Annotated in this window: 17 protein-coding genes; 13 read left to right on the plus strand and 4 right to left on the minus strand. The window is 51.0% G+C overall.

Annotation, left to right across the window (positions count from 1 at the left end):
* The first annotated feature begins 210 nt into the window (after window positions 1-210).
* The 3 genes from MKY86_RS13465 (at window position 211) to MKY86_RS13475 (ending at window position 3067) form a co-directional block, all read left to right on the plus strand.
* On the plus strand, window positions 211-1200 hold the full coding sequence (locus tag MKY86_RS13465) for an ROK family protein (RefSeq protein ID WP_076077878.1): 990 nt from the start codon (window positions 211-213) through the stop codon (window positions 1198-1200).
* Between the two features lie 288 nt (window positions 1201-1488).
* Complete coding sequence (locus tag MKY86_RS13470) at window positions 1489-2421, plus strand: NAD-dependent epimerase/dehydratase family protein (protein WP_076077880.1); 933 nt, start codon at window positions 1489-1491, stop codon at window positions 2419-2421.
* A 115-nt stretch (window positions 2422-2536) separates the two neighbouring features.
* Window positions 2537-3067, plus strand: coding sequence for a hypothetical protein (locus MKY86_RS13475; RefSeq protein WP_076077883.1), 531 nt, complete (start codon window positions 2537-2539; stop codon window positions 3065-3067).
* A gap of 131 nt (window positions 3068-3198) precedes the next feature.
* Here the strand turns inward: MKY86_RS13475 and MKY86_RS13480 are convergent, their stop codons facing one another.
* Window positions 3199-4035: a lipase family protein gene (locus MKY86_RS13480; protein WP_076078174.1), complete on the minus strand. Its 837-nt coding sequence runs from the start codon at window positions 4033-4035 to the stop codon at window positions 3199-3201.
* 52 nt (window positions 4036-4087) lie between these two features.
* Window positions 4088-4915 carry a lipase family protein gene (locus MKY86_RS13485; protein WP_076077886.1) on the minus strand — a complete coding sequence of 276 codons (828 nt, stop codon included), beginning with the start codon at window positions 4913-4915 and terminating at the stop codon, window positions 4088-4090.
* Window positions 4916-5266: 351 nt separating this feature from the next.
* Here MKY86_RS13485 and MKY86_RS13490 point away from each other — a divergent pair, with 351 nt between their 5' ends.
* The 8 genes from MKY86_RS13490 (at window position 5267) to MKY86_RS13525 (ending at window position 13269) form a co-directional block, all read left to right on the plus strand.
* Window positions 5267-5836, plus strand: coding sequence for a TetR/AcrR family transcriptional regulator (locus tag MKY86_RS13490; RefSeq protein ID WP_076077889.1), 570 nt, complete (start codon window positions 5267-5269; stop codon window positions 5834-5836).
* Window positions 5837-5902: 66 nt separating this feature from the next.
* Window positions 5903-7357, plus strand: coding sequence for a DHA2 family efflux MFS transporter permease subunit (locus MKY86_RS13495; RefSeq protein ID WP_036730057.1), 1455 nt, complete (start codon window positions 5903-5905; stop codon window positions 7355-7357).
* A 183-nt stretch (window positions 7358-7540) separates the two neighbouring features.
* Entirely contained in the window at window positions 7541-7873 is a 333-nt protein-coding gene (locus MKY86_RS13500; RefSeq protein ID WP_036694109.1) for a PadR family transcriptional regulator, read from the plus strand.
* A complete protein-coding gene (locus MKY86_RS13505; RefSeq protein WP_076077892.1) occupies window positions 7873-9207 on the plus strand; it encodes an FtsW/RodA/SpoVE family cell cycle protein in 1335 nt (444 codons plus the stop codon). The genes MKY86_RS13500 and MKY86_RS13505 overlap by 1 nt, the downstream gene beginning before the upstream one ends.
* 69 nt (window positions 9208-9276) lie before the next feature.
* A complete protein-coding gene (locus MKY86_RS13510) occupies window positions 9277-10044 on the plus strand; it encodes a M15 family metallopeptidase (RefSeq protein ID WP_340826990.1) in 768 nt (255 codons plus the stop codon).
* Between the two features lie 99 nt (window positions 10045-10143).
* Window positions 10144-10920, plus strand: coding sequence for a stalk domain-containing protein (locus tag MKY86_RS13515; protein ID WP_076077894.1), 777 nt, complete (start codon window positions 10144-10146; stop codon window positions 10918-10920).
* A 195-nt stretch (window positions 10921-11115) separates the two neighbouring features.
* Window positions 11116-11739 (plus strand): TetR/AcrR family transcriptional regulator, encoded by a 624-nt coding sequence (locus MKY86_RS13520; protein WP_076077897.1) that lies wholly within the window; start codon window positions 11116-11118, stop codon window positions 11737-11739.
* A gap of 42 nt (window positions 11740-11781) precedes the next feature.
* Complete coding sequence (locus MKY86_RS13525; protein ID WP_083684801.1) at window positions 11782-13269, plus strand: DHA2 family efflux MFS transporter permease subunit; 1488 nt, start codon at window positions 11782-11784, stop codon at window positions 13267-13269.
* A 597-nt stretch (window positions 13270-13866) separates the two neighbouring features.
* On the opposite strand, the gene MKY86_RS13530 is transcribed toward MKY86_RS13525, so the two are convergent.
* On the minus strand, window positions 13867-14766 hold the full coding sequence (locus MKY86_RS13530; protein ID WP_076077903.1) for a DMT family transporter: 900 nt from the start codon (window positions 14764-14766) through the stop codon (window positions 13867-13869).
* Between the two features lie 120 nt (window positions 14767-14886).
* On the opposite strand from MKY86_RS13530, the gene MKY86_RS13535 reads away from it, so the two are divergent.
* Window positions 14887-15768 (plus strand): LysR family transcriptional regulator, encoded by an 882-nt coding sequence (locus MKY86_RS13535; RefSeq protein ID WP_076077906.1) that lies wholly within the window; start codon window positions 14887-14889, stop codon window positions 15766-15768.
* Between the two features lie 74 nt (window positions 15769-15842).
* Here MKY86_RS13535 and MKY86_RS13540 read toward each other — a convergent pair whose 3' ends face one another.
* On the minus strand, window positions 15843-17156 hold the full coding sequence (locus MKY86_RS13540; RefSeq protein ID WP_076077909.1) for a transcriptional regulator: 1314 nt from the start codon (window positions 17154-17156) through the stop codon (window positions 15843-15845).
* Window positions 17157-17380: 224 nt separating this feature from the next.
* Here MKY86_RS13540 and MKY86_RS13545 point away from each other — a divergent pair, with 224 nt between their 5' ends.
* Window positions 17381-18607 carry a M20 metallopeptidase family protein gene (locus tag MKY86_RS13545; protein ID WP_076078177.1) on the plus strand — a complete coding sequence of 409 codons (1227 nt, stop codon included), beginning with the start codon at window positions 17381-17383 and terminating at the stop codon, window positions 18605-18607.
* Window positions 18608-18633: the final 26 nt, after the last annotated feature.

Below are 18633 nucleotides of genomic sequence, written 5' to 3' on the forward strand. Positions count from 1 at the left end.
ACAATGGGGGTTGTCCCGCAGCATAAGTTTGGCTGCCGGGGCAGCCCTCTTTGTCAATAAAATAACAGCATTCGCTATCGGCAGGATGTTCATTTTCAAGTGAAACGTACTATCCAGATGCTCGGAAAATGCTACTTATCTAAATGTTGAAAGCGCATAATTAGAGAAGAGAGGTACAGCATTCTAATAGGGAAAGAAGGATGGGACAGAATGGATAAATACATAGTCGGCATTGACCTGGGCGGAACCAATATCAAGGCAGGCCTATTCGATAAGCATTTCACAGCCCTGGAGGAGTTGTCGATACCCACAGAAGCGCAGCAGGGTCCGGCACATGTGCTGGAGCGGATCAGGCTTGCTGTTACACAGCTATGTGCAGGAAGCGGAATTTACGAGTCGCAGATTGCCTGTATGGGAATGGGAATCCCTGGTCTGCTCAACCCGGAGGAGGGTCTGTCGGTCTTCTCACCGAATTTTCCCGGCTGGGAGCAGGTCCATGTGGTCAACGAAATGAAGCCTTACTACGACTTCGAGGTCTACATAGATAACGATGTACGGGTTAATCTCTACGGGGAATGGCACCATGGTGCCGGACAAGGATACAAGCATCTGATACTGCTCACACTCGGGACCGGTCTCGGCTCCGGGATGGTTCATGACGGCAAGGTGCTGTATGGGACAACCTTCAGCGCAGGTGAAATCGGGCATATGAATATGTACCGGCAGGGACGTCCCTGCCGCTGCGGAAGCTCTGGGTGCCTGGGGCGGTATGTATCTGCGGTGGGGATGGTGAATACCTTCAAGGAGAAGCTGGAGGCAGGTAGGGTCAGCCTGATTCAGACCTGGACCAAGCAGACCCAGAAGCAGATTACGGCGCAGATGATCTCAGAGGCTTATGATCTCGGAGACCCCTTGGCCATTGAGGTTATGCATGAGACGGGGGAGCTGCTGGGATACGGGCTGGCGAATGTGATTAATCTGCTGAACCCGGAGCTGGTTATTATTGGGGGCGGCATGGCCGCAGCAGGAGACCGTCTCCTGAACAGTGTCCGCGATACTGTAAATGCCCATGCGCTGAAGCTGTCCGCAAGCCGGTGCCGGATTGTTCAGGCTGAACTGGGCAGCCGTGCAGGTACGCTGGGTGCGGCTGTATATGCTTATCAGAAACAGAAGCATACACAACTAGACCATTCTAATTGAGCAAAAATTCGCTGATGCAAAACTATTGAAATTCAATAATTCACCATATGTCCATATAAAAGCCCGAAATCGACATGAATCGTCAAATTAACCCAATGAAAACAGTGACTTGCAGGCGATATACTGATAACAACGCAGGTTGCTGGAATATATATCCTTCCCTTCTATAGAAGCAGCATGGATGATCCGGTTCTTCAACAACTGCGAATTATAATCACGGGCAAATTGAATGAACCGTTAGCTGGTTGCTGAAGGTATTCATGCGTTCGATAAGGAGCCGTTCATGTTATGAATCTCGTCATTGGGGGAAATGGCAGTCTGGGCCATTCCATCACACAAGAATTACTGTCACGGGGCAGACTGGTGAAGGCTACCTACCACCGTTCCAGTCAGGCTTTACGCAGGCTGAAGGGCCCGCTGTTGACCCTGGCGGCAGTAGATGTAAGGAATGAGAAGGTGCTTGCTGAAGCGCTGAATGGGGTGACAACCGTCTATTTCTGTCTTAATGTACCGTATCAGGATTGGTACTCTGTCATGCCAGAGGCGCTGGAGCGGGTAACCCGCCAGCTTAAGACTGGCCAGACCCTGTTATTTCCGGGCAATATCTACGGTTACGGCAAGCTCCAATATCTTCCAGCGGATGAACGCCATCCGAAGGAGGCACGAACCCGCAAGGGGAAGCTGCGGAATCAACTGGAGGAGCTGCTTAAGACGGAGGCTGAACGGCGGGGCTTCCGTTACGTGATTCCGCGATATCCGAATTGCTACGGTCCCAATGTCACGAACCGCTTATTCGGACCGATCTTCAGCGGAGCCCTCCAAGCCAGAACGATTAAGTGGCCGGTGAAGCTGGACGTTCCACATGATCTGGTCTATATCCGCGATGCGGCCAGAGCGGCCGTGCTGCTGGCGGAGAGCGGTGAGCAGGGGGAGTGGCATGTGTCCGGCTCCGGAGCTATTGAGGGGCGGCAATTCCTGATGAATATCCACCATGCGGCTGGCAGTCCGGGAAAGTGCTGTGCGGTGCCGAGCTGGGCAGTCGGATTAGCCGGTATGTTCAATAAGGAAGCTAACGAATTCCATGAGCTTCTATATGAATTCGAGTATCCTCTGCTGCTGAATGATAACAAATTCATGAAGCGGTTTCCTGAATATAATCCGACATCGTATAAAAATGCCATTAAGGAAACCATAGAATGGTTCCGTGAAGAGCTGGGTTAGCGGATTGAGCCAAGGGAAATGAGCAGCAGTGCTTTTTCATGACAAGCTTGCAGAATTGTACGCCGTCCCGGGTAGCATGATATGCTATAGGCAGTAATACACGGGAGGTAATAGGATGACACGTGACATACAGCATATGCCTTATGGCTATGAACCGCCAGCCAGTGAGCGCAAGGGAACGCTGATCTTCTATGATTCCTTCGAGCATATATCGGATATGGAGCTGCTTAAGGCGGCGGAGACGGCAGTGGAGCGCAAGTTCACGAAGCTGGTGCTCTACCCGCTGCATGAAGAAACCGTCCGGCGGATGACGAAGGAGCCGGTGAAGGCCTGGTATAAGCGGGACGACCGGCTGCATGCGTGGAAAAAAGAGCAGGGACAGTCCTTCATCACCGTAGAGAGCCTCGAAGGTAAGCGTAAGAAGTATACCCCGATGGATTCGGCGCTGCGTCATATCTGCGACATTTACCCCGCGCCGTATTTCCTCTATCTGACTCCAGCTATGGCGAATCTGTTCGCCTCCTTCTCCTCCTTCGAGGAGTGGATCGTCAAGCTGCGTCTGCTGCTCTCCGAAGCGCCGGCTGAGGTCCATCCGCGCCTCGAGAAGTTCCGTCACCGCTGGGATGTGGCAGGCAGGGAACGCTGAACGGGTTACACTTTAGTCCGCTTCATTCCGGCAGGCGCAGGCCAGCCAAGCCTTGACAGTAGTGTTCTACTGCTGCAAGGACTGGCTGGCCTGTTCTGTGAAATGGACTAGAGATACTCGAAAATCCTCGATTATGTACGGTTTGGTCTTTCTTCCTCCGCACTGCATATTCCTATAAACGGAACACATAATCCCGTATCGGGACAAAACCCCGGGCTATCCGCGCATAAAGCTTTGGCAAAATCAGGATTCCGTCGGCTTAGGAATTTGAAATAGCAGACAATCTCATGATTGCGGACAGGCAAACTGTTCAACTGGAAAGAGATCGGAACCTTCGTGTTTACATGCCGATAAAACAAACCGTTGTTGGTAAACGGAGGCGGATACGCATTAGCCGGCAAAGTCGGAATAATGTCATGGACGTTGGCAATACGAAAACTGTTTTTTACCGTTTGGTTGAAAAAGGAAGAAAATTTCGGGTCTGCGACACGCGGACTGCCGTATGAATACACGACAGGATGTTTAAATCCGGTGTTCACCGCAATATCCAAAGCAGTCAATACGGTTAAAGCCCCTCCCAGACTGTGGCCTGCAATCAACAGTCTTTTATTCGTAGAAAGTTTGTTCAATTCCTCGATCAATTCATCTCTTGCCGATTGATAAATACATGTAAAACCGCGATGGGTTTTTCCGGCATTTCTGACAAATGGAAAGGGAACTTGATACAAGTCCTGGTCTGACTCATTGTCCTTAAATGTTCGTGTTCCTCTGAAAATTATTATGACATTATCTTTCGACTCCGCGAGAAAGCCGAATACTTCTTCCTCCGGCTGTTCGACACCTGCAAGCGCTAGAATGTTGAATCGAAGGGTATAACCTTGCGGCAGAACTACCTTTTCCTTCTCAAAAAGCCGGTAAGCCTGATTGATCATGGCCGCAAGCAATATCGCGTCTTCGTTGCTGTACATGTCTGGAATTTTCAAAACTGCAACTCCTCCTTAATATTCAAGGATTCGAGCGCTAGCATCCTTGAAACGGAAAGCACATGCCGGTATCAGGACAGAACCCCGGATTTTCGTCGCATAACGCTTTGGCGAATTTGGGATTCTTTTGACTGAGCTTGTTAAAATAGCAGGCAATCGAGTCGTTGCGCGGCACATTGTTCAGTTGAAAAGAGATGGGTACCTTCGTTTTTACATGCCTATAAGTAATTCCTCTCTTTGTAAAAGGAGGCGGATACCTTCGGGCCGGGAAAGTCGGGAAAGAGTCATGAATGTTGACGATTCGCACACTGTTTTTAATTGTACTGTTAAAGCGGGAAACGAAGTTGGGGTCTCCGATGCAAGGACTGCCGTACGTATAGACGAACGGATGCTTGAACCTGGTGTTTACTGCAATATCCAAAGCGGCCAGCGTGGCCAAAGCCCCACCGTAGTTGTGGCCGGTAATATACAGCCTTTTAGCTGTCGAAAGCTTGTTTAATTCACGGATTAAGTTGTTTCGGGTTGATCGATACAAACATGTAAAGCCACGAGAGGTTTTCCCCCCGCTTCGGACGAAAGGATATGGGGTCAGAAAGATGTCATATGAGGCAAGAAGGTCTGCCGGATACGAAGCGTATCCTCTAAACGCAACAACGATTTGATCCCGCGACACGGCGATAAAGCCGAATACGAGCTCCGTAGGGTTCTCAACGTCGGCAAAAGCGCGGATCGTAAATCGAAGCTTAAAGCCTTCCGGCAAGACAAGCTTTCCCTCAAAAAAGAACGGGTAGGTCTGATAGCTCATCGCAGAGAGAAATATGGCTGTTTTGCTATCAAAAACAGGCGGTTTGTGAGCGAAAACCATCTGTATACCTCCTTTCCGCATGAGAGATTATTCTTCGTCTTCTTCCTAAGCTTAAACAATCCGTGAGGTTGACTTGGCCAGATTGTTAAGGGTTCTTGATTATTAATATGAAACCCATCCCTAAATGATGATGTCACCGACTGGCGAAATGCGAAAATACCATACAGAAACTGCGCGATTCGCTTTTGAATTTGTTTTCTGGAGGTTCGCCGACAATTTACCGTAAATATACGCTAAGCTCCTGCCAAAATTTAAAATTATTATCCATTGACAGGAGGTGTTTTTTTGTGGTTTTATTATGTAGACCAATTGTTATAATGGTTGGATCGCCAAGATAAGGAAGTGTAGAGCTTGTCGAACAAGCCTAATGCACGCGAAGCCATTGTGGATACGGCTTCCAGGTTGTTTTTTACACAGGGGTACCATGCTACCGGACTGAATCAGATCATTAAAGACAGCGAATCGCCCAAGGGTTCCTTATATTATTATTTCCCCCACGGCAAAGAGGAGCTGGCCCTGACCTGCATTAACCGGACTAGTGAAGAGGTAGCCCGTTTATTGCGCCATTATATGGAGAGTGAAGCGGTGCCGGCTCAGGCTGTGCAGAATTTCATCATTTCTATGGCAAATGAGGCGGAGAAATCCTCTTTTGAAGGACTGGTTCCATTCAGCTTCTGGGTAGCCGTGGAGACCTCCTGTGTCAGCCATGAGCTGCGCACTGCTTGCCAGTGTGTCTTCAGGGATTGGCAGGATATTATTGCGAAGCGTCTGATCCGGGAGGGGGTACAGGAGGAAACGGCAGAGTGCAAAGCTTCGGTGGTGGTCTCCTTGTTCGAGGGGGCGCTGCTGCAGGCGTTGACCTGCAGAAATATTCAACCGCTGGAAGCAGCAGCAGAGTGCATTCCGGCAATACTGGCCTAACCGTAATACGCAAGACCCTAGAGAGATATACACAGATACCAGGAGGATACGAGAGTGAATGCAACTATGACTGACAAGGGTTCAAGTAAGCCCCGGCAATTCAAGACTTTACCCATTCTGATCTCCCTGCTGATTGCCGGCTTCATCGGCATGTTCAGTGAGACTGCCCTAAATGTAGCTTTAAGTGATCTTATGAATGTCCTGCAAATTACACCATCGACGGCGCAGTGGCTGACTACCGCCTATCTGCTGACGCTGGGCATTCTGGTTCCGATCTCAGGGATGCTGCTGCAGTGGTTCACCACAAGACAGTTGTTCGTCGCTGCCCTATGCTTCTCTATTCTGGGCACGTTCCTTGCGGCGATGTCGCCGAATTTCGAGTTTCTGCTCACTGCGAGAGTGGTACAGGCGATGGGAACCGCGCTGCTTCTGCCGCTGATGTTCAATACGATTCTAATCATCATTCCCGCTGAGAAAAGAGGGGCGGCGATGGGACTTATCGGCTTGGTAATCATGGTAGCTCCAGCGATTGGACCTACGATTGCCGGTCTGCTGATTGAGAGCCTGAGCTGGCACTGGATCTTCTGGCTGTCCCTGCCGTTCCTGGTAATGGCTCTAATTAGCGGAATTCTCTTCATGCAGAACGTCACGGAAGTGACGAAGCCTAAGATTGATGTCCTGTCCATTATTCTGTCCTCCTTCGGCTTTGGCGGTATTGTCTACGGCTTCAGCAGTGCCGGTGAAGCGGAAGGCTGGGGAAGTCCGAAGGTTATTATCGCCATCGTGATCGGTGCGATTGCCCTTATTCTGTTCTGTATCCGCCAGTTGACGATGAAGCAGCCTATGATTGATCTGCGCGCCTTCAAGTTCCCGATGTTCGTGGTTGGGGTACTGATGGTCTTTATCTGTATGATGGTTATTCTCTCCTCGATGCTGATTCTTCCTATGTATCTGCAGCAGGGACAAGGGTATTCAGCCTTCAAGGCAGGATTACTGCTGCTGCCGGGCGGAATCATCAACGGGCTGATGTCGCCGGTCATGGGACGTCTGTTCGACAAATACGGTCCGAAATGGCTGGTTATCCCAGGACTGGCGCTCGTCGCCGTCTCCTTGTGGTTCTTCTCGGGAATTACAGCTACTTCGACCGTTGTCTTCGTGATCGTGCTTCACAGTGTGCTTATGATCGGAATCTCCATGATTATGATGCCTGCACAGACGAATGGGATCAATCAGCTTCCGCTGGAATACTATCCGCATGGTACAGCCATTATGAACACACTTCAGCAGGTAGCGGGTGCGATTGGTACAGCGCTGGCGGTAAGCATCATGACCTCCGGCTCCAAAAGCTACATGCAGACCGTCACTAACCCGGCTGATCCGCTGAACATCGGCGCTGCCTTCACTCATGGAGTGCAGAATGCCTTCATCTTCGGGATGGTCATGGCTATTATAGGTCTGGTGATTGCGTTCTTCCTTAAGCGTGTCATCGTATCGCACAAGACTCAGGCTTCGATGCATTAATTATCATGGAATTGAATAAGAACCTCTCCTTGCTAAAATGGGCAACCATTTGGCGGGAGAGGTTTTTTTGTGCGTGTTAATGTATGGAGGCGGATGTCGGAAAGGCTGGACTTAATTTGGTTAATACTGTATATTAAGCATAGATTAACGATGCATAGGCAAAAAAAACAGGAGGAAATGCCGATGAAGGTCAGCAAAGAAATGCTGAAGGGGAGCACGGGGACGATGATCCTCACTCTGCTGCTGGACAGGCCGCTGTATGGGTATGAGCTGATTAAGGAGCTGGAGCAGCGCTCACAGGGAGTTTTTGCCCTGAAGGAAGGCACGCTCTACCCGATTCTGCATGCGATGGAGAGTGAACGCTGGGTGGAAGCGTATTGGATGGAGGTAGACGGACGCAGACGTAAGTATTACCGGCTACTGGATGAGGGTAAGCACAAGCTGCAGGAGAAGAAGGCGGAATGGGCACTGTTCAAGGGTGCCATGGATACCGTTCTGGGGGAGGGCAGCGGCTGATGGAACCAAATCAGAAGGTGTTGAACCGCTATTTGAATAAGGTATGCGCCGAAGTAAAGGCTAAAGGAATGCACGATGAGATCCGGGAGGAGCTGAGCGGACATTTCGCCGACCTGATGACGGAGAGGCAGCAGCAGGGGGCATCCGAAGAAGAGGCGCAGCAGTATGCAATTGCACAATTGGGTGATCCGCAGGCCATCGGCCGGGATCTGCACCAGATTCACAAGCCCAGGATTCCTTGGTCGCTGCTGGCGGGTGTTATTCTGTTGTCGGCGGTAAGTCTGCTGGGGATGGCGGCTGTGGAAGCGGGGTTTGGGGATTATTACAAGTTTCCTGATGCCCTTATGCTGCGGCAGGGTATGTTCATTGTTCTTGGGATCGCGGTAATGGCTATCATGTATTTTATTAATTTCAAGCAATTGCAGCGGGCTTCGGGGTGGATCTATGGCGGAGCGCTGCTGTTGATTGCCGTTGGTATGTGGTTTAATCCGAATATGGTAAACGGCACGAGGCGTTATGCTTTCATTCTGGGCTTCCCGTTCGATCTCATTGGATATAGTCCTTATCTCTTTATAGTCGGACTGGCAGGGCTCTTGAAAAGACCCGGGGTGCAGAATACTTCAGGCAGCCGGATTAGAAACTGGAAGGAGGTAGGCTTGCTGCTGCTGCCTGCGGTCATCTATCTTGTCATACCTTCTTTTGCCGAACTGGTTGTATATCTGGCGGTTGCTTTACCATTATATGTGTGGATTACCCGGAGATGGGGCAGAGCGGTGGTTGTTGCCGCAAGCTGTGTATCTGGCCTTGCCCTCTATGTTTGGAGTGAAACGTATTTGCGCGACCGGCTCAACAGATATTTATTTATCAATGATGCGGAGAATGGCGTAGGTTTTCTAAACCGGATGATTCACAGCACCCTGACCTCCGCAGGCTGGGGAGGACAAGGTATTGTCGAGTTAGCAGAAGATAAGCGTTTGCCCTATCCGTATACAGATTTTTTCCCTGTGTACCTGGTTCAGAGCTTCGGCTGGGCCGGAGGCCTGCTGCTGCTTGTGCTGGTCTGCTGGTTTGTGCTCAGAATGTTATCCTCTGCACGCACCGTAAGCGATACCTATGGACGGGCACTGATTCTGGCACTGGCTCTGATGCTCTCCATTCGTCTAATCTATGGCCTGACTATTCTCACCGGCAGAATGCCGCTGATCTCCATACCGTTCCCGTTTTTGAGCTACGGCCAGCATGTGTTCATTGAATTCGCGGCTCTCGGGCTGCTGATGGGGGTCTACAGGCGCAAAGATATGCTCCCAGCGGGTCAAGCTCCATCTTCGCTATAGACGCTCTCTGGGGCTGCAAAGTATACTGGAAGGGTAAATATGGGATGAGGCAGGTGAGGGGTAAACATTGTGAATAAGCTGCGATATAGAGGCACAAGACTGGGATTACTGTTAGGCGCAATAATTGTAAGCGGGGCTGCACTTCTGGGCGTCATGACAACGGCTGCAGCGGCACCCGTGACTCCTGAGACACCGTTTACACCAAGTACAGTTGTGAAGAAAAACAATCTCCCCGGCGGTTTTGTCTATCTGGATGAGGTTATTCCCTCGGCGCAATATGAGATCCGTTACTATAGTGAGAATAATTTTACCGGCACCAGAGTGGACGGATATAAGGCCCCGCTCGCGATCTTCTCGAAGACTGCCGCTGCTGCGCTGAAGAAGGTTAGTGAAGATCTGGAACAGAAAGGCTATATTCTGAGAGTCTATGACGCTTACCGTCCGCAGCAAGCCGTTAATCACTTCGTGCGCTGGTCACAAGACGCCGGTGATCTGAAGATGAAGGCGCAGTATTATCCGAAGCTGGACAAGCGGAATCTGTTCAAGCTGGGCTTCATCGCCAAGAAATCCGGGCATTCCCGGGGCAGCACGATCGACCTGACGCTGGCTCAGAAGAGTACAGGCAAGCTGGTGGATATGGGCAGTCCTTATGATTTTTTCGGCGAAATCTCTTACTATAATACGAATCTCATCAGCAGCACCCAACATGCGAACCGGAAGCTGCTGAAGGATGCGATGGTGAAGCAGGGCTTCAAGCCGTACGCCAAGGAATGGTGGCATTTCACACTGATCAAGGAGCCTTACCCGAAGCAATATTTCAACTTCAAAGTGGAGTAGGGCTGTTCCAAAGCTGTATAGAACGGTTAATGGATAAGGCAAGGTTAATCTCTGAAGCATGCGTGCATAATATTCGGGTATAGGAAAGGTGGGATCGATTTGTTCAAAAGAATCGTAGCCGTATTCCTTAGTGTAATGTTATTTGCAGCAGGAGCAGGTGTATTGACCAGTAATAACGTTAGTGCCGCCGGAAGCTTGAGGATTATCGTGAACGGTCAGGAATTACAGACGGGTGAGACATCGGCCTATACCAACGGACCGGACGTCATGCTCCCGCTGCGGGAGACGGTAGAGGCCCTCAAATATAAGGTCACCTTCAGTGGAGCTACCGGGACGTTCCTGCTGGAACGGTTCCAGGAGAGTGTTCAGTTCAGATTATCCGGCAAGGAGCTTGTGCTGGACGGCAAGAACAAAGTACCGTTTACAGGCGGCTTTGAGTTAAAACAAAAAAAAGCGTACGCGCCGCTGTCTTTTTTTGCAGCGATCGGGTTGGTTACTTCTTATAATCCGGAAACCGCTCAGGTTGACGTATACACACGGGAGGTAATGGCAAGTGCCGTAGCAGGTCTGCTGGCAGCTGGTAACTATCCGGCACTGAAGGAGCGGTATTACGCCAAGGACGCAGAACCCGCTGCTCTTCCGGCTCTCCAGCAGAGCTGGGAAGGAATTAACATGCTGGCGGGCAGTTACCGCGGAGTGAAATCGACCACCAGCACACAGCAGGATGGAGGAATCACGATTGTGAGCGTATTGTCCTTCACCAAAGCGGAGGCTGTACTGACTCTGGAACTGGGCGCTTCAGGCAAGCTCACCAAGCTAACCCTAACGCCGGTCCAGGCAGCCAGTGAAGTATTGGCCGGCCCGGCCCCATCCTAGATTCTCATAAGGCATAACTCTGCTCCCAAGGGAGAATTCCACGGCTTAAGTATAGCTGCAGGAATTCTCCCTTTAACTTTCTGTTGACAGAATGCCGGAAAGAGAGTAATTTTAAATTCGAATTAAACAATGTTTAAATCGTTGATTAGATCAATGATTAAGAGTCTGTGACAGAGGAGGGCGACAAGCTGCATTATGGTTAAATTGGGCAACAAAGCTGATTCTTCAGATAAAGATACAAAGCAACTTATCCTCGATGCCACGGTTGCACTGATCCGTGAGGACGGATTCCACTGCATTACCCTGCGCAGTATCGCGGCAAGAGCTGAGACCAATCTGGCCCTGGTGAACTACCACTATGGCTCCAAGGAGAAGCTGTTCGGCGATGCTGTGAAGCAGCTCGTGGCGACCTTTGACGATGCTTTTAAGGCACTGGAGGACACTTCGTTGCCGCCGAAGGAGCGCATGAAGCTGTTTTTCACCCTTTACATTATGAATCTTAGCCGTTATCCCGGGATGGCCCGGCAGATGCTGGATCAGAGACACCATATTATGGGCTCACACGATGAATATGCGAAATATTCCAAGCTGATGAGAATTGAACGGATTCTTGATGCACTTGCCGAGATTACCGGAGAGCAGGACCGTGACAAGCTGATGACGATGACGATGCAGATCTATGGGGCCATCGTATTTCCGGTGATTATGGTGAGCAGTCTCCCCAAGGAGCGTGAGGATCTTCAGCAGATCTTCAAGCTGGCCCCGCTGGAGGAGCAGATTGACGGGTTGTTTGAGCTGTATTTTCACAAGTATAACTAATCATGAATAGAGAAAAGAGTGGACAAGAGAATGTCAAAACCTATGAATCCAAGTAACACCGCCGCCGCAGAGGCGCCGTTTTCGCTGAGAGCTATACTTCCATCGTTGCTGGCGATTATTGTCGGCATGATCATGGTTATTCTGGACAGCACCGCAGTCAATGTGGCCGTTCCGAATCTGGTGCAATATTTCGATACGGACCTGAAGACTGTTCAATGGGCGATTACCGGCTACACGCTTGCGCTCGCTGCTGTAATTCCGCTGGCAGGCTATATGACCGACCGGTTCGGGTCCAAGCAGGTATTCCTAACGACCATTGCCATGTTCGTGCTTGGCTCTGTGTTATGCTCGGTAGCTCAGACTTCAGGGCAGCTTGTCTTGTTCCGCGTCATTCAAGGTCTTGGCGGCGGCATGGTCGCTCCGATCGGGATGGCGATGGTCTTCAGACTCGCTCCGGCAGAACGCAGAGGCTCGATCATGGGGATGCTCGGTATTCCAATGCTGCTGGCTCCGGCCCTTGGCCCGATCCTCGCAGGTTATCTGGTGGAGTATGTGAGCTGGCACTGGATTTTCCTGATTAACCTGCCTATCGGTATTGTAGGTATTATTCTTGGCCTTAAGTATTTGCCGGTGACCGAGAAAAAGGGAAGAGCCCACCTCGATATCCTCGGAATCATTCTGGCTCCGCTCGCGTTCTCGATGCTGGCTTATGGCGTCAATCAGGGCGGCGGAGAGAGCTGGACTTCAACCGGGGCTATCCTAGGCTTGTCGGTTGGCGGAGCCGCGTTGATCGTCTTTGTCATTGTTGAACTGCTGCAAAAGCATCCGCTGCTGGAGCTGCGCGTCTTCCGTTCCTCGGACTTTACGCGCGGGATTATTCTGTCCTGGGTCACACAGGCAGCATTGTTCGGCTCCATGCTGTTCGTTCCGCTGTACCTCCAGCAGATCCGCAATTACACACCGCTTGAGACCGGGCTGATCCTGCTTCCGCAGGCGCTGGCTTCCGGAGTAGGGATGCCGCTGGGCGGCCGATTGTTCGACCGGATCGGAGCGCGTCCGCTAGTGTTCGTAGGTCTCAGTATTATATCGACGGCACTGTTCTTGCTCTCAGGAGTTACAGTAGACACCAGTCTTCCTGTTATTATACTGTCTCTGGTCATGATGGGCCTGGGAATGGGTCTGTCGATGATGCCGGTCAACACCCATGTTCTGAACTCTGCGCCGCGTGAATGGGTGAACCGGGTTACCCCGCTTACCGCCGCTGCCCAGCAGGTTGTGGTATCGTTCGCTGTTGCCGGCATGACCGGGTACCTGACCAGCCAGATTGCGGTGCATATGGGTAAAATGACGGCCGGAAGCAATCCGCTTGCCGCTGCCGTACAGGGCTTCGGGGATGTCTTCTTCCTCTCGGGCTGCATCGCCGTGGCCGGAGTGGTCCTCAGTCTGATTCTGCGCCGTCCGAAGACAGCAGGCGCTGCACCTTCTCCTGAAGAACAGCAGACGGATGCCGCCATGATGATGGGGCATTAATCGGCCACAATTGTTATAGACACAAGTTGTAGACAAATGTTATAGACATACAAAGAGCGTCCCTGACTGCCGGTTGGCAGGGGGCGTTTTTTGTTGTTCCCGATGAATGATGCGGGTAAGGGAGAATGTTAGAAGAGGGGCGTTAGGTGCGGGGCTGATGATAGGGAGAAAACTGAATGCATGGGCGGGGGAGCGGCGCGTAGACCGAATGTAATCGAAAAACCGATTACAATTGGACTGGGGGCGCGCGTGAGCCAAATGTAATCGAAAAACCGATTACAATTGAACCGGGGGCGGCGCGTGAGCCAAATGTAATCGAAAAACCGATTACATTTAGACTGGGGGCGGCGCGTGGGCCAAATGTAATCGAAAAACCGATTACAATTGGACCGGGAGCGGCGCGTGAGCCGAATGTAATCGAAAAACCGGTTACAATTGAACCGGGAGCGGCGCGTGAGCCGAATGTAATCGAAAGACCGATTACAATTGGACCGGGAGCGGCGCGTGAGGGTACGTGAGAGTAGCTTTAGCCAGAAGGGAGGAGCGGATGAACGTCTAAGGAAATTGTCCCGCATCCACTCGATCTGCCAGAAGAACCTATAAGTGCGCCCGCCGCTTCTTCAGCATCCTTGCCGGAGGAACCATATGCAACTTGCCCAGCAGCTCAGAGGCCAGAATGCCCAGCAGGACAAGGGCAGCACCGGTGTAGCCCTGGAGCGAAAGCTGTTCTTGTACGAACAAGTAGCCGAAGAAGGCAGCGAATACCGGCTCAAGGGCGAAGATCAGTCCGGTGCGGGTCGGTGTAGTGTACTTCTGGGCCACCGGCTGCAGGATGAAGCCGCAGGCGCTGCAAAAGATCCCCAGAGCCAGAATCGCGATCCAGCCCGGAAGGGTGGACGGGAGCGAAGGCGTCTCGAAGATAGCCGATAGAATCAGGGCATAGCCCCCGGCGAAGCCGAGCTGCAGAATGCCGATATTCAGCGAATCGCAGGTCTTGACCGCCCGGCCCGTCACTAGAATCTGCACCGCATAGAATACTGCGGACAGAATGCAGAGGAGATCGCCAGGCCGGATTTGCAGCGAGCCGTTAAGCGTAAGCAGCCCGATGCCGCTGATGGCGAGTACAGTGCCGAAGATTTGCGGGGGCGCGACTTTTTTTCTAAACACCAGAACCTCAAGCATAGGAACAAAGACAACGGTCAACGCAACCAGGAATCCGGCATTAGAGGTCGTGGTCGTCTTCAGCCCGAAGGTGATGCAGGTGAATACGCCAAGCAGCAGGAAGCCGAGCAAGGCTCCGTATTTCAAGGTTCTGGCATCCACACTGCGCAGCCGTTTGCGGAACAGCAGCCCCGCCAGGATGAACGCAAGCCCGAAGCGCAATGAAATCAGATTGAATTCTCCCAGTGTACCCAGTCCCAGCTTCATGAACAGGTAGGAGGAGCCCCAGAACAGTGTTACTACAATGAGCATTAGCTCGGCCTTAAGCGGCTTCATTCAGTCATCATCCTTCTTTATTTCAAGTGAGTATAGTATAATACGCTCGAATACATAAGGTAACTGAATGTTTATCATAGGATACATGAGGAATTGTCATGCTAAGTGAGGGGACTGGATATGAGTCTGATTAAGTACGAGGTGTTCTTGAAAGTGGTGGAGCTGGGCAGTCTTACTAAGGCAGCGGAGGCGCTGGGCTTTACCCAATCCGGCATCAGCCACACGATCAGCAGTCTGGAGCAGGAGTTCGGCTTCCCGCTGCTCGTGCGCAGCCGATCGGGCGTGAAGCTGACGGTGAACGGGGAGCAGGTGCTTCAGCCGATCCGGGAGATTCTGAATTGGAATGAGCAGCTTAAGCAGCAGGTAACGGATATTCACGGCCTGGAGACGGGGACAATCACGATCGGCACCTTCACCAGTGTCTCTGTGCATTGGCTGCCGGATATCATCAAGCAGTTCCGTGAGGAATATCCGTACATTGAATTCAAGCTGATGGAGGGTGGTTATCTGGAGATTGAGCAGTGGATCGAGGCTGGGGTGGTTGATTGCGGCTTCCTCTCATTGCCGACAAGGGAGCGGTTCGAGGTCATTCCGCTGAAGCAGGACCGGATGCTGGCGATCCTCCCGCTCGGCCATCCGCTGAGTAAGGCCCCTTATATGCCGCTGGCCCAGATCGCCTACGAGGACTTCATCATTCCGAAGCCCGGCTCGGATTATGATGTGCAGCGGGTGCTGGAGAAGGCCGGGATTAAGCCGAACATCAAGTTCTCGGCCGGGGACGATTACGCCATTATTGCCATGGTGGAAAAAGGCCTGGGCATCAGCATCCTTCCAGAGCTGGTCACCCGGTTCCAGTATGAGCGTGTAGCCATGCTCGAGCTGGAGGAGCGGAGCTTCCGTTCCCTAGGCATCGCAGTCAACTCGATGAAATATGCTTCACCTGCCACGCGGCGATTCTTACAGCATGTGCAGCACTGGTCTTCCAGCCAAGGAGCCATTTGACTTGCTGAAAAAGCGAAAAAAAGGCATGTTTTCTATTTTGAAAACATGCCTTTTTGCCAATACGTACCCGCGTATCATTCGCTTAACTTGCGCCCTTCATGGTCGAGAAACAACAGCTCGTAGTATTTTTTGGGCCTTCCCTTACCGTTGTCCCTCTTTTCAAATACCGCTTGTACTTGTTTACTTTCCTCAATTTTGTTAAGAATTCGGTTTGCACCTTTAACGGTCATGGACAGGCACTGTGCAACATCCTCAGAGGATAGCTTATTGGTACGCATGATTTCTGCATAAGATATGATTTTTTGCAAATTGATGTTGTTGATTCCGATGGTTTTGGCTAACGCAAGGATTTCCGGGTCCCCCTGCTCGGAGAACTGAATGACATTCATGCTCCGCATGGGGCCGGCAACCTTCTGATTCTCGTCTATAAAAAAGCTGCTGCTGCCTGTATAGGCTTCCGCCTGTCTGTGAGCCTTGGTGGCGTTAACGTTTGCTTGAAAATATTCATGCCCCGAGCCCCACCCGATCTTTACCTTGCCCTGTATGCGCTCCTCCAGATACTCCAGCAGGGAACAGTTATGAGCGTTAGAGGTGATTCTCATGAAATGGCCGTAGGTGGTGTACAGTCTGACATAGCCTTCTAAGATTTGGGCCGTGTCTGCCAGATTCACGCTGCGCAGAAAATTGCCGACAAGGACTTTCAGCTCATGAAGCTCCTCTTCGGAGAAGTGCTGCTCATTTTGGACCGATAAGCACGCAACCACTGCCCTCTGGTTCTTAAGCTTGAGGATGGTAATCTCGTTGATGATCTCGCTGATGGTTTCTTTAACGCTCTCCAAAGTGGGCCGGATTAAGATATATTTGACGCCGTGCTTCTGGAGTTCCGGAACAAAGTGGCCGAAGGCCGTGATGGACAGATCTATTTTCTTGTCTTCCCATAGCGTGATATGGTTCTCCAGCATGGTCTCCACCCGCTCCAGCAGATTTCCGCTGTCAACGGGCTTTCCTTCATGAGTCAGGTATTGCTGGAATTCGCTGAAAGATTCGATGATATACGCATAATCCACATAGATCCGGGAGATATCAAGTCCAGGTTCTGTAACCAGCAACCGGAAAAGCTCTCTGTACAGCAGGTTCTCATCATCATGCAAAATGTGAACAGGTACCTTGTCATCCAGGCATTCCTTGTCAATAGCCTCGTAAAGCATCCTCCCGCTGATCACAAATCCATCCACCGAATCCAGGTTTTTGAGATAGATGTCCGTTGTTTCCCGGAAATTGCTGATGATAAGGAAGCGGAACTGGCATAGGGGCCGCATTTCTTCTTCAATGGCGCGGAAATAGTCCATATGGGACTCTGGCGTGATAATACCCAGCTTGATTTTCATAATAGATTCCTTTCATGAACAGTTCAATCAAAAGAGTTATATCACAATAAATGTGATATTACAATGTTCCGGCAGCCTTTGAAATAATGTTCTTAAAATGTCTTAATATCTCTTGACACTTAATGAAAATGCCAGTACGATAAAAATGTTCTTAAAAAGTCTTAAATTGAAAAGGAGGGAATGCCCGCACTGTTCTTACGTTCATTCAATTTATGTTTTGGGAGATGTTCATTGTGAGTGAAGAAGCTGAAGACTTAATGAGTATGGCTCATCAGTTGCAGGACAAAATGGTCATGTACAGGCATCATCTTCATGCGGTTCCAGAGCTTGATCTAAGTTTGCCCAAGACAACAGCCTACGTGAAAGAGGCGCTGGAATCGATGGGGCTTAAGCCCACTCTCGTCGGGGAATCTGGGCTAACAGTTACCATTGGCGGACAGCATGAAGGGAAGGTGGTTCTGATCCGAGCGGATATGGACGGGCTGCCGATTCAAGAAGAAACGGATTTGTCTTACGCATCGTTGAGCGGAAACATGCATGCTTGCGGTCATGACATGCACACTTCCATGCTGCTGGGAGCGGCGGAGATTCTGAAGGCGAGCGAACAGCAGCTTCGCGGGACAGTTAAGCTTATGTTCCAGCCGGGTGAAGAGACACTGCACGGGGCACAGATGATGCTCGAAAGCGGGATTCTCGACAATCCCAAGGTGGATGCAGCCATGATGCTTCACGTGTTGACGGGAATGCCGCTGCCTCTGGGACAATTTGTAGTACCTGAGGAAGGTGGAGCGATCTCTGCTTCGTCGGATTGGTTCGAAATCATCATCCGGGGGAGGGGCTCACATGGCGCTATGCCCGAGGCCGCAGTGGACCCTTTGAATGTGGCTGCTCATCTTCATCTGGCACTGCAGGGTATCCTTAGCCGGGAAATCTCGCCGATTGATAATGCAGTCCTTACCATTGGCGTGATGGAAGGCGGAACTACGAACAACGTGATTCCCGATACGGCCAGATTGAAGGGCAGTGTACGCACCTTCAACGCCGCTTTGCGGGATAAAGTGGAAGCCCGTATCCGCGCAATTACCGCAGGTATCGGAGAAACTTTTCAGGCCAAGGTGGAAGTGATCTATACGCGGGGTTGTCCTGAGGTGAAGACGGATGGCGGACTTAATGAGCAAATGAGGGCTTCGATTGCAAATACCTTTGGCGACGGCTTCTATATCGGTATAACTGAGCTGGTACCCGGCGGGAAATTAATGGGCTCGGAAGACTTCGCCTTTGTCTCACAGGCGGTGCCAAGTACCACAGTGTTTCTTAACGCAGGCAATATCGAAGATGGTTATAGTTACCCTGTACACCATCCAAAAACGATGTTCTCGGATGAGGTGCTTCATAGAGGGGCTGCGGCTTATGCAGCTTTTGCCAGAGACTGGCTTGAAAGTAACAGATAAGCTCTAAACCAAACTTAGGAGGAATT

This window comes from Paenibacillus sp. FSL R7-0333, assembly GCF_038000365.1.
Taxonomy (GTDB): domain Bacteria; phylum Bacillota; class Bacilli; order Paenibacillales; family Paenibacillaceae; genus Paenibacillus_AQ; species Paenibacillus_AQ silagei.